The 12,686-nt window shown below is 50.5% G+C and carries 11 protein-coding genes; all 11 read left to right on the top strand.

From position 1 onward, the window contains the following. The first annotated feature begins 32 nt into the window (after window positions 1-32). Window positions 33-632, top strand: coding sequence for a TetR/AcrR family transcriptional regulator (locus EKM73_RS05725; RefSeq protein WP_125701023.1), 600 nt, complete (start codon window positions 33-35; stop codon window positions 630-632). Window positions 633-839: 207 nt separating this feature from the next. Beyond that, window positions 840-1,562 (top strand): ABC transporter ATP-binding protein, encoded by a 723-nt coding sequence (locus EKM73_RS05720; RefSeq protein WP_125701022.1) that lies wholly within the window; start codon window positions 840-842, stop codon window positions 1,560-1,562. Continuing rightward, on the top strand, window positions 1,562-2,797 hold the full coding sequence (locus EKM73_RS05715) for an ABC transporter permease (RefSeq protein WP_125701021.1): 1,236 nt from the start codon (window positions 1,562-1,564) through the stop codon (window positions 2,795-2,797). Before EKM73_RS05720 ends, EKM73_RS05715 begins: the two co-directional genes overlap by 1 nt. Window positions 2,798-2,948: 151 nt before the next feature. After that, entirely contained in the window at window positions 2,949-3,587 is a 639-nt protein-coding gene (locus EKM73_RS05710; RefSeq protein ID WP_225421312.1) for a TetR/AcrR family transcriptional regulator, read from the top strand. A 139-nt stretch (window positions 3,588-3,726) separates the two neighbouring features. Next, a complete protein-coding gene (locus EKM73_RS05705) occupies window positions 3,727-4,914 on the top strand; it encodes an MFS transporter (protein ID WP_125701020.1) in 1,188 nt (395 codons plus the stop codon). 109 nt (window positions 4,915-5,023) lie between these two features. Continuing rightward, complete coding sequence (locus tag EKM73_RS05700) at window positions 5,024-6,205, top strand: MFS transporter (RefSeq protein WP_125701019.1); 1,182 nt, start codon at window positions 5,024-5,026, stop codon at window positions 6,203-6,205. A gap of 54 nt (window positions 6,206-6,259) precedes the next feature. Continuing rightward, entirely contained in the window at window positions 6,260-7,102 is an 843-nt protein-coding gene (locus tag EKM73_RS05695; protein WP_125701018.1) for an aldo/keto reductase, read from the top strand. Window positions 7,103-7,265: 163 nt separating this feature from the next. Continuing rightward, entirely contained in the window at window positions 7,266-8,294 is a 1,029-nt protein-coding gene (locus EKM73_RS05690; RefSeq protein WP_125701017.1) for an ADP-ribosylglycohydrolase family protein, read from the top strand. Between the two features lie 21 nt (window positions 8,295-8,315). After that, window positions 8,316-9,680 (top strand): purine-cytosine permease family protein, encoded by a 1,365-nt coding sequence (locus EKM73_RS05685; protein WP_125701016.1) that lies wholly within the window; start codon window positions 8,316-8,318, stop codon window positions 9,678-9,680. A gap of 1 nt (window position 9,681) precedes the next feature. Continuing rightward, window positions 9,682-10,560: a PfkB family carbohydrate kinase gene (locus tag EKM73_RS05680; protein WP_125701015.1), complete on the top strand. Its 879-nt coding sequence runs from the start codon at window positions 9,682-9,684 to the stop codon at window positions 10,558-10,560. Between the two features lie 363 nt (window positions 10,561-10,923). Then, window positions 10,924-12,657, top strand: coding sequence for an LPXTG cell wall anchor domain-containing protein (locus EKM73_RS05675; RefSeq protein WP_125701014.1), 1,734 nt, complete (start codon window positions 10,924-10,926; stop codon window positions 12,655-12,657). The last annotated feature ends 29 nt before the right edge of the window (window positions 12,658-12,686 follow it).

Below are 12,686 nucleotides of genomic sequence, written 5' to 3'. Positions count from 1 at the left end.
ACAGTAAATACGTGAGTGGAGCGACGAAAGCTATGACGAAAAAAAGTGACCAGCAGCGACAGAATATTATTGCAGTCAGTCGCGAGTTATTTACGCAAAAGGGCTATACGGAGACGTCAACGCGCGAGATAAATGAACGCGCTGGGATTGCCGAAGGTCTGTTGTACTATTATTTTCCTAAGGGCAAGCGACAGTTACTGGATGTCATCGTCCATGAGGGTGTTGCGGATCGCGTGCGTATCGCCAAAAACATGACGGCGGAATGGACTCGTGACAGTATCGAGCAGGACGTCATTGGGCTGTTTGAAAATATGTGGCAACTGTTGGGCAACGGTATTGGCTATCAAGAGTTTATTATCACGATTCGCAACCGGGCAATGCTCTCCGATGAGCAGTCGGCGTGGCTGATCACGTCTTTTGAGAATGTCCAACAGCATGTGGCGGAACGGCTCTTTGAAGTGACGCCGGCCGAGGTCAGCCTGGAAAAGGCCACACAATTGGCAACGGCCATCATGGCCACGTTTCAGAAGGTTATCTTTGATGAGTTGTTGATTCGCAATCGTCGCAAGCTACCGGACGGTACGAGCAAATTTATCACGGGTCAGATTCATCTCTTAATGCAGTTGATTTAGAAGTCGTCACATGGTGGCGGCTTTTTTTGTACGTCTGATTTTCATCAATTATCATAGAAAGAATAGGCGGTTCTCGTTGCTTGCAGTCATAATGATTAAAAAGTTACCAGGAATCGTTGACAAAAATCACAGGTGAGTATATACTCACTTTATCAGGTAAGTAAGTAATCACTCACCTATTCAAAACTTGTTTTGGGAGGCACTATCATGGGAAAAGCAATTATTGATTTACAACATCTCGCCAAGAAATTTGGCGATCAAACCGTTTTAAAAGATATCAACCTCACCGTGAACCCCGGTGAAATCGTTGGGCTTATCGGACCTTCAGGGGCCGGGAAGTCGACCGTCATAAAAGTGACACTGGGCATGGAAGTTGCCAGCGGCGGTTCCGCTAAGGTCTTCGATACCACGATGCCAAACCGGGAGTTGCTAGGGCGAATCGGGTACATGGCTCAAACGGATGCCCTGTACGATTCGCTGTCAGGTTTAGAAAACCTCAAGTTCTTTGGTTTGATGAAGGGTATCGCTAAGTCAGATATGAAAAAGGAAGTTATGCATGCGGCAGAAGTCGTTGACCTAACGGCAGACCTGAACAAGCGCGTTTCCGGTTACTCCGGTGGGATGATGCGGCGGCTTTCCCTGGCGATTGCCTTGTTAGGCAGCCCGGAATTGTTGATTCTGGATGAACCGACCGTCGGAATCGATCCTGCATTACGCCGACAAATCTGGGCGGAACTGGGCCGGATTCGTGACGAAGGTCGCAGCATCCTGATTACGACCCACGTGATGGATGAAGCCGAACTGGTTGGCCGGGTGGCTTTGCTCTTGGGTGGCGAAGTCATGGCATTCGATGCGCCAGCTGTGTTGAAGCAACAGTACGGGGTTGCCACGATTGAAGACGTATTCTTAAAGGCGGAGGGTGTTGAATAATGAGAACGATTGGAATTATGAACCGGGTGCTGAAGGAACTCTTCCGGGATAAGCGGACGTTAGCGCTGATGTTTATCGCACCCATCCTAGTGATGCTGCTGATGAGCGTGATCTTTAATACCAATTCCTCAACGGACGTGAGTGTGGGGACGGTCTCCGTTTCCCAGAAGTTGAATAAGGAAATGGGCGGAATCAAGCACGTGACGGTCAAGAGCTATGACACCAAGAAGGATGCCAAGGCGGCCATGGATGATGAAAAAGTCGATGCGATTATCAAGAAGAACGGCAAAAACTACAGCCTGACTTACGCTAACACGGATTCTACTAAGACGGCGACCGTCAAGTTAGCCTTCAAGAATGCCCTGACGGCGACGAGCATTAACCAACTGAAGTCGGCACTGAAGCAGAGCACAAAGGCCACGGTTAAGCTGCAAGCGCAATTACAAGCGTTGCAAAAACAACAGGCCGCAACAAGTGCGACATCGGCCACGGCGGGGAGTGCAGCTGCAGCCAAACAAGCAGCTGCTAAGCAGGCCGCAGTGACCAAAGCCAAGTCGACGAACCATGCCACGAAGAGTTCCAGTCAATCGACCCCTAAGATTACGAATCACTACGTTTACGGGGATAAGAACACTGGCTACTTTGCTAAAATGTTACCAATTCTGATGGGTTTCTTCGTCTTCTTCTTCGTCTTCCTGATTTCTGGGATGGCCCTGTTGAAGGAACGGACGACTGGCACCTTGGATCGGTTACTGGCAACCCCAGTAAAGCGGTCATCCATTGTCTTTGGGTACATGTTGAGTTATGGGGTGCTCGCAGTCATCCAAACCATCGTCATTGTCTTGACGACGGTCTGGTTGCTGGGAATCGAGGTTGTCGGCAGTATGGCCAGCGTGGTCGTGATCAACTTGATTCTGGCGTTAGTGGCCTTGGCTTTCGGGATTCTACTCTCGACGTTTGCCAACTCCGAATTCCAGATGATGCAATTCATCCCACTAGTGATCATTCCGCAGGTCTTCTTCTCCGGAATTATTCCACTGGATTCCATGGCCGACTGGGTCAAGGATATCTCTTACATCATTCCACTGAAGTACTCCGGGGATGCCGTCAACGACATCATCATGCGGGGGACATCCATCTTCGACCTCGGTTTTGACATTATGATTCTTCTGATCTTTCTGATTGTCTTAACCATTCTCAATGTTGTTGGATTGAAGCGTTACCGGAAAGTTTAATCGAAATCACAAGAGATTATGTCGTGATTCGCGTATAATAGTTGGATAGGAACGATTACCGTCTTGGTAGGCTAGCGGCCGTTCAAGACGGTAATTTGTTTAAGGATTCGCAGGCTGAAAATAGTCGATGTGATCAGAAAGGGTGAACGGTGTGGAACCAAATATTTTTGTCAATTACCGCGATTGGCTGGAACAACAGAAAATGCCAAAGGGTAAGAAGGCAGCTTTGGTGGCTGCCATGGAGCTCTTCTCGGAGGACGGCTTCGATGGCACGTCGACCGTTGATGTGGCCAAGAGGGCCGGCATCAGTCAGGCGACCATCTTCAAGTACTTTCATACGAAGCAGGATTTGATGTTAGCCATTGTTCGCCCCGTCATGGAGCACTTCTTTCCCAAGTACCGGGACGAATTCTTTGCGGACCTCGGTAAGCAAAAGTCATTATCGGAAATGGTGCACTTCTTTGTGACCGACCGGTATGCGTTTATTAGGGGCAACGAAGAAGTGGTTAAAATCATAGCGATGGAAATGATGACCAATGCTGATATGCGGGCGCTGTTTGGCAAGGTGGTTCGCGGCAATGACTTTGATTTCTTGGGGGAACTGTTACGAATCTTTCGGGATACTGGTGAGCTACGTGACGACATTGACGCGGCAGGCATTGTCCGCATTATTGGTGGCCAGGTAGTGGTCTATCTGATTCAATCGAACTTTGCGCCCGTTCTGGTGCACGGTGATGAGCAAGACCTACAGATCATTTCGGAACAGATTGTCCGAACATTAAAAAAGTAGTGAAATGAAACGGTTAGTTGCCTGAGGGGACTAGCCGTTTTTTAGTTTGTCGTGTAATCTAGATAGTAACAGCTCTTTTATTCGGTGGAAACCGAACGGGTATTCTATCTCAAAAAATTACGTGGAAAGGAAGTTTGTCGTGTCTAAATACCGTCTCCAAACCATTATCTTTGTACTGACTTCATTCATGCTGGGATGTAATGAATTCATTGTTGTCGGGGTCATTTCGGATATCTCAAAATCACTGAATGTTTCCGTAGCGACCGTGGGCTACCTGGTCACAATCTTTGCGACGGTCTTTGCCGTCAGCACGCCTTTTATTACGGTGCTGACCAATCGCTTCAGTCGGTATAAGACACTAATGGTGCTCGTCCTGATCTTCTTAGTGGGGAATACGTTGAGTGGGTTTGCGACCAGTTATGCCATGTTGCTGGTAACTCGGGTAGTGACGGCTTCCGTTGCCGGGGCGATCGAGTCCTTTATCATTTCCTTTGCCAACGACATTGCGCCTCACGACAAGCGTGCCGTCCTGATTGCCTGGATCTCGGCTGGTTTCAGTATTGCTTCGGTTATTGGGGTACCGATTGGGGTGGCCATCAGTACCGCAGATAGCTGGCACACGGCGTTTCACGTTATCTCCGGTATCACGCTGGTCACGGCGCTACTGTTAGCTTGGTTGCTACCGCGTAATGTCGCGCAGGTCAAGGGTGGCGTGAAGGATCAGCTGGTCTTTCTCACGGATAAACGGGTCTATTTGGGAATTGTGGTCAACCTCTTTATGGCGGCCACGATGTATGCCTACTACACGTACATTCGGCCCCTGATTACCACCAGCATGGGCTTTGACCTGACCAGTCTGAACTGGTTGCTCTTCGCACTGGGTATCATGAGTATTATCAGTAATCGCTTGTCAGGAGCGTTGGCGGAACGTCATGGGTTACAGAAATTGCCATGGTTCTACGTGGCCGACATGTTCCTACTGCTGGCGTTACCAGTCGCCCTTAACAGTCAGGTGGTGGGCTTCGGAATCTTGCTAATCCTTACACTGATTGTGACCATCGCCGGGGCACCCATTCAGATTCACTTCCTGGATGTGGCTGCCGAAAGTTATCCGCAGGCGACCATGTTGGCATCGTCGGTCAGTGCGATTTCGTTTAATATTGGCATCTCGATAGGGTCAGCCACGGCCTCGTTAATGCTGAGTCAGGTGGGACTTCAAAATATCAGTTTTGGTGCTGCCGGTTACGCGCTGGTTTCTCTGATTTTAGTCGTGGTTTTGAACCGGGTTATCGCGGCCCATCAACAATCTGTGGCCCTGGAAAAATAATTTTCAATTGGGGACGTTTTCATGAGACGTCCCCCTGCTTATTTTCTGAAAGATAGTGTATTCTGGTAGGTAACGAGTGAAAATTTTAAGATTCAGAGGAGAAAATATCGTGAACAAGTATCGTTGGCAAGCCATCGTCTTTGTCCTGGTGGCGTTTATGTTGGGGTGTAATGAATTTATCGTGGTCGGGGTCCTCTCCGACATTGCCAAGGAATATCGCATTCCGGTGGCGACTGTGGGCTATTTGGTGACGATTTTTGCCACGGTTTACGCGGTCAGCACGCCGTTTATCACCGTTTTGACGAGTCGGTTCAGCCGCTACAAGACGTTAATGACCCTGATGGGCATCTTCTTGGTAGGGAACACGCTGAGTGGTTTTGCGATGAACTATCCCGTGTTGTTGCTCTCTCGAATCATCACGGCGATGGTGGCCGGGGCGATTATTTCATTAATTATGACCTTTGCCAGTTCGATTGCGCCGCGTGAAAAGCGGGCGAGTCTGGTGTCGTGGATTTTTGCCGGTTTCAGTATTGCCTCCGTTTTTGGGGTGCCGATTGGGACAGCCATCAGTACGAGCTATAGCTGGCACGACGCCTTCTATTTAATTTCAATAATTAGTGCTGTGACCTGTGTTCTGCTGGGGTGGTTGTTGCCTCGTGAAGTCGAACAGGTGCAGAGTAGCGTGAAGAATCAATTGGTCCTGTTGAAGGATCCCCGGATCTACGTGGGGATTGCCTTGGTCCTGTTTACGGCGGCCACGATGTACGCCTATTACACGTATATTCGGCCATTGCTGACGACGGCACTTGGATTTAGCACGCAGAGCCTGAACTGGTTACTCTTCTTAATTGGGATCATGAGTATTATCAGTAATCGGTTGTCAGGGATGCTAGCGGAACGAAACGGATTGCGTATCATGCCTCGATTCTATGTGGTCGATGTGATTTTGCTGGCACTACTGCCAATTGGCCTGAACTTTAAGTTTGGCGGCTTAGCGATTCTGTTAGCCATGAGTCTGATCGTAACGATTATCAATTCACCCATTCAGATTCATTTCCTAAACATTGCCGAAGAGGAGTACCCGCAGTCAACGGTGCTAGCTTCTTCATTGAATTCCATCTTCTTTAACTTTGGTATTTCCCTGGGGTCGGCCACGGCTTCTGGCCTGTTAGGCACAGTCGGCTTGAATCACATTAGCTTGGGTGCCGCCGGCTATGCCGGAATTTCGCTGATTCTCGCACTGGTTCTGAACCGGGTGATCAAGCAACACCGGCAAAATAGTTTCAATTAAACAAAATTCGCGTTAGAGTTGACTTTAGAGACCAATTAAACAGGAGGTTATTTGATGACAAAAGTACCTGTAGTCACGTTTAATGATGGTTACCAGATGCCAGCTGTGGGCTTGGGCACGTTCCAAGTCCGTGGTGGCCAAGGAGTCAACCAGATTCTAGCTGCGATTCGCGATGGCTATCGGAGTCTCGATACGGCGACAAATTATGACAACGAAGGGGCTGTCGGTGAAGCTATTCGGCAATCCGGATTGCCACGGTCGGCATTCTTCGTGACGTCGAAGCTGCCAGGCAAGTATCACCGCTATGCGGATGCGACGATGGCGATTCAAGAGTCCCTGTATCGCATGGGATTGGACTACTTTGACTTGTTTTTGATTCACTGGCCACTGCCTAAGCGCGACCATTACGTGGAAGCTTGGCAGGCCATGATTGATGCCCGGGCGCGCGGCTTTATTCGCTCGATTGGGGTCTCAAACTTCGAACCGGAACATCTGGATCGATTGGTTAAGGAAACTGGTGTGATGCCAGCGGTCAACCAGATTGAAGCCCACCCGTATTGGAACAATCAACGAATGTTGGCGGCGGACCAGGAACGGGGAATCATCACCGAGGCTTGGAGCCCATTGGGTCGTGGGAGTGCGGCATTGAAGGAGCCTCTGATCCAGAAGTTAGCGAAGAAGTACGAGAAGAACGTGGGGCAAATCATCCTCCGTTGGCACTTCCAACGCGACATCGTGCCCATTCCAAAAGCTAGCAACCTCTTGCATCAGCGGTCCAATCTGGACGTCTTCGACTTTAACTTGACGCCAGAGGAAATGACGGCAATCGATGCCTTGAGTCGGGCTGACGGCCGAATCGACGGTCAAGACCCTAATGAGTATGAAGAATTTGACTAAATAATTATTTTGGCGTGTGACTAATTGGCCACACGCTTTTTTTACGGCTTAATAACTATTATAGACGAACAATATTATAAATAAATTTGTAAGTGTTCAGTTCTGACAAGCAATTGAAATTCCGGTATAGTGGGGACATTGACTTTTTTAAAGGAGGTGGCAAATGGACGATAAGAGTCAGGCTTACGTGGCTAATCGGGTTCGCGGTGTTCTATACGGCCAGGCCGTGGGCGATGCCATGGGAATGCCGACCGAGCTTTGGTCGGTGGCCCGGATTCGCCAGCGATACCCCGGGGGTGTGACGGATTTCATGGATGGTCCACAGGAAAACGACATTGCCATGAACTATTTGCAGGGGCAATACACAGACGATACCAGTCAAGCACTGCTAATCCTGGATAGTTTACGGGCCAACCAATGGGAGGTCCAGCCGGAGGACTTGGCACAGCGATTATTGACTTGGGCCAAATCGATTCATGCGTTTGAACGAAATATCTTGGGGCCTAGTTCGAAGGCAGTCTTACTAGCAATTCAGGCGGGGCAGGATTCGCGGACAATTACGCAGAAAGCTGTGACGAACGGCTGTGCCATGCGAATTGCGCCAGTTGGGGCCTTGTTTAGACCGCAGCAGTTGTCCGAGCTGGTGACCATGGTCGTGGGCGTAACGCGTGTGACTCATGCGACGGACGTGGCCTTTAGTGGTGCGGCAATGGTAGCGGGGGCGGTGACTGCTGCGTTGGCCGACTATGATTGGCCGGCATTACTGGATTGGGCGTTGCTGGCAGGTGATACGGCCGGAAAACTGGGTGCTCCCACTTGGGAGGCCAGTCCACAGGCACGTTTACGTTTAGGCCTAGAGATTGCCCGGAATACGCGGCGTGATCCGGCTGAGTTTACACGCCAACTGGCGGCGTTAGTCGGAACGGGAACGGCCGTCAGTGAGTCCGTTCCAGCAGCGTTAGCAATAGCCTACTACGGTCGGGATATACGACGCTGTGCGCTACTCGCGGCTAATCTAGGCGGTGATACCGACACGATTGGGGCCATGGCGGTCGCAATTTGCGGGGCCAAACAAGGTTATCAGCAGCTCCCCATGGGGTGGGGCGCACTGATCGATCGACAGAATCCACAGCATCATTTAGCCGACTACGTGACGGCTATTCTAGATTTTCGGCAACAATCAAATACATAACAATTGAGGAGTAAGGATTTTATGAATGGGGAAACAATTAAGGTACCACAGAAAGACAAGACGCTGACACCAGGGGAGCTATTTTATAACTGGTTCGCGGCAAACATTGGCATTATGGGAATTGTCTTTGGGGCAATCATCGTTAGTTATCATTTATCCTTTGTACAAGCCACTTTGGCGTCACTGGTGGGGGCACTTTCGTTTGTCTTTCCCGGATGGGTCGCGATGATTGGGAAGCGCGAAGGCGTGACGACGTTTAAGCTGTCACGGGCGGCATACGGGACGCAAGGCAACAAGTTGCCCAATGGGATTGCGTGGATCAACATGGTAGGTTGGCTCGCCGTGAACGTGATTACCGGGACACTCTTGCTGGTAGCGCTCCTCCGGGTAATGCATATCGCCAAGTCAGACTGGACGGTTGCCGTGGCATTGGCCATTTTTGCCGGTATCGTGATTCTCTCTGGGCTGGTGAACGAAACCGTTTTGGCCAAGATTCAGACCTGGCTGTCCTGGCTATTCGGAATCTTAACAGTCGTGATTTTAATTCTATTCTTGATGAAGGCCAACTGGCAACAGGCCCTAGCCCAGCCCAGTGGCAAATGGTTAGGTGGCTTCTGGCCCGCTGTGTCGATCGTTGCCGCGGGTTCCGGGATCAGCTGGTCGATGGCTGCGGCCGATTGGGGGGCTTACGTAAAGCCTCAGGCCAGTCAGAGTGCTACATTCTGGCATACGTTGTTAGGTGGCGCCGTGCCTCTGTTCGTCCTGATGTGGGGTGGCGTGCTACTGAGTACCGTTGAACCGGGGTTGGCCAGTGCCGCCAACCCCATCGAAGTGATGAGTCACGCACTGCCATCGTGGATGACGGTTATTTATTTCTTAGTAGCGGCGGGTGGGCTGATTCCACAGTGCATGATTAGCCTGCGTTCGGCACGGATTAATCTGGAGACCGTGGGGATTCGAATTTCTCAACGTAACTCCCTGATCTTACACGGGGCGATTGTGATTTTGATTCCCGTGTACGTGCTGTTTGTTTCGGAAAACTTCATGGGGAACTTCGAACTCTTCCTTGGTTTCTTGGGAACGTGCCTGGCCGCCTGGGTTGCCGTCTTCCTGTGTGATAGTGTTCTCTATCGCCGTGAAGGGTACGCCATCAGCGAGATGATGCCCGCCTCGGTCAACCGCTACAATTGGAAGGGGATTAGTTCGTGGGTAATTGCGGTGATCACGGGCTTTCTTTTTACCAACAATGCCGTTTGGACGGGGCCATTTGCCCATGGTATCTTTCGGGATAATAGTCTAGGTGTCTTTATCGCAGGGATTGTGGCGGTGATTTGCATGGTGGCGTTGAAGCCATTAGGCAAACGCCTGACTGAGGAGGTCGACTAGGATGGCACGGGTACTCGTGATTGGAGCGGCTTACGTGGATGTCGTCGTCAACGTTCAGCATCTCCCGCAGAGTGGTGAAGATGTTGCTGGCGATTGGCGCAGTACGCAGGTGGGCGGCTCGGCTTTCAATGTGCAGCGGGCACTGACCTATGCTGGCGTTACGGCGGATTTATTTGCGCCAGTCGGTCTAGGTGAACACGCCACGATTGTGCGAGACACCTTTCAGCAACTGGGCATTCCAGTATTGGTGCGGGATGAAAGTGCCGATAATGGCTGGGATGTTTCCTTCGTCGAGGCCAATGGCGAGCGCGCCTTTCTGTCGATTATGGGGGTTGAGCGTCGCTGGCAAGCTGAATGGTTCGAGCACATCTCACTGGCTGACTACGACTACGTTTATCTCTCCGGATACGAACTGGAGGATGCACGAGCCGCGGATGTGATTTTGACCGCGTTGAGTCGGCAGCCGAATTTACGCGTCCTATTTGATACGTCACCACGTATTGGTAGTCTTGCACCAGCGGTACTTCAGCGGGTGATTCGCCCGGGAATGTTGATTCATGGAAACGTGGTGGAGATTCAACGGCTGGGAACTCCGACTGAGACCTATCGGGAGATTGCCTTACGACTCAACGCCATTACTGGGGAATTAGTTGTGGTTACGCTCGATGCCCAGGGCAGTTACTACGTCGAGTACGGTCAGGGGCACATGGTTCCGGGGACGGCGACGCAGGTGGTCAATACGATTGGCGCTGGTGATACCCACTGTGGGGGCCTGCTAGCCGAGTTGGCTGCCGGTCACGGTACTGAACAGGCCGTCCAACGGGCGAATACATTAGCGGCGCTGGTTGTTGGCCAACAAGGTGGTGCGTTAGAAGAATAGGAAATTTGTCACGGCTGATCCTTGATGGGATCAGCCGTTTTTGGGGTGGCCTCTATGGGCCGTTTAGTTGTTTACTAGCGGAGTAAATTAACCATCAAACCGCGATAGGCCAACGTTAGTGGTTATGAATTTCGTTGTGAGTCAAACTAAATACACTTAAAATGGGGCGTTGCCATTTTCACAGGTAATAACTACACGAAATGTTTCTCGCTGAGATACTGCTTTTTTCGAGAGCAGTTATAGTAAATACAGAGCGGTAGAAGTATTGTCAAAATGAATGGGTTTGTGCTGCGAGCAGTTGCCATAATTGATATTTCGTCAATAAGCCGACTGTTGGTGACAGGTGATTGGAGGAGGATTACGATGCGAAGGAAGATAACTACCGTCGTGATTGGTGTTCTGATAGTCATTGCCGTCTTTTTGGTTGGCGGCTTCGCTACCGGCGGTGTTACCGCTCAAGCCGGTAGCGTTGAGGTCTCCGGATTAGGTGGTGGTGACGCGATCATTACGGATGCCAACGGCAAGGTCGTTTCGAATGGAACCGACCTGAGTAAATGGGATAACTACACGTTGGATTACAACTGGAGTATTCCAGATGGAGAAGCCATTAAGGATGGCGATACCGTCACCGTCACGTTCCCTCCGACTGCGGTTGGTCGGCGAGATGTGACGTTCCCACTGTACGACGATCACGGTCAGCAGATCGGGACGTTTAGCATTAAGGAAGGTGAAAGCACCGGGACGATTACGTTCAACGGGGCTCTCGCAAACACCACGAAGGATCGGAAAGGTACTTTACAATTCTACGTTAAGGGGAGTGCTGAGAGTAACAACGTTGACTTAGACTGGGGAATCAACAAAGTCGGCTGGGTTGCTGAACGGAATCCAGATGGCTCGCCCGCAAAGTTAACCTGGAATATCGCCTTTAATCCGACCAGCTCTAAGATGGATAAGGCCGTCGTCACGGATAGCCTGGGACCTGGTCAAACTTATATCCCAGGAAGTGTTCACGCACAGACTGGAAGTTATGATTCAAATGGCTTCTTTACCAGTGATGGTGGGTCGATTACCCCTGAAATCAATGTCATGGGGAACACGCTGACCTTTACCTTTAGTAATGTGACAACAGCAGTTAACATGACGTATCAAACGACACCAGAGGTCTCCGGAACTGGGGGGACATGGAAGAACAATGCTTCCCTGAACGGCCAGAGTGTTGGGTCACGGATCGTTTGGGGCGGTAGTGGTACTGGTAATGGTGGTTCTGATCAACAAGCTGGTGAAGTCATCTTGAAGAAGACAGCAAAGACTAATGGTGAAGTTCTAGCCGGTGCCGTCTACGAATTGCAAGATGTCAATGGTGAAGTCATCAAGTCTGATCTGGTGACCGATGCTGAAGGAATCATCAAGGTCGATGGCTTAGCCGCCGGCGATTATCAATTCGTTGAAACGACTCCTCCAGCAGGCTTTGAACTGAACAAGACGCCGATTCCATTTACCATTAAGGACGGTCAGACGGCCGCAGTAACGGTTGCCGCAGAAGATGTTCGGGAGAATTCAAGCTCTGAAGGTGGAGGTAATCCTGAAAATCCTGGCGGTGTCACGCCACCAACCAATCCTGGAACGACGAATCCTGAGAATCCTGGAACCGAGACGCCAGTAAATCCCGAGAATCCTGAAAAACCTGGGACGGAAACGCCGACGAATCCTGAAAATCCTCAGAAACCAACTAAGCCAGTTAAGCCAACGAAACCACAAAAGCCAAGCAAGCCAGTGAAACCAGTTAAGCCGGTGAAGCCAACAACGCAGAAGCCGGGTAGTTCATCGACTTATCAGCCGGGGGGCAGTAGCCAACAGCCGGTTAATGGTGGTGCCGGTGCCTACACGACTGGTGGCACCAGTGGACAAGAATCTGCAATGAACGGTCAGCAGGCTGGTAATACCAATGGTGTTGGTACTGGTTCTGGTACGGGTCGATACGTTGGCCATACTTTACCACAGACCGGTGAACGCTCGACTCAGCCGTTGATTTGGGCTGGTTTAGTTCTGTTAGTGGCTAGCGGATTTGGGCTCGTTACTTTGAAGCGCAAGAACTAATTTCATTATAAATAGGTCCTCATTTGGCG

The organism is Levilactobacillus fuyuanensis (assembly GCF_003946395.1).
Taxonomy (GTDB): domain Bacteria; phylum Bacillota; class Bacilli; order Lactobacillales; family Lactobacillaceae; genus Levilactobacillus; species Levilactobacillus fuyuanensis.
The sequence above is the reverse complement of the archived record's forward strand: the minus strand, read 5'-3'. Positions and strand labels throughout refer to the sequence as shown.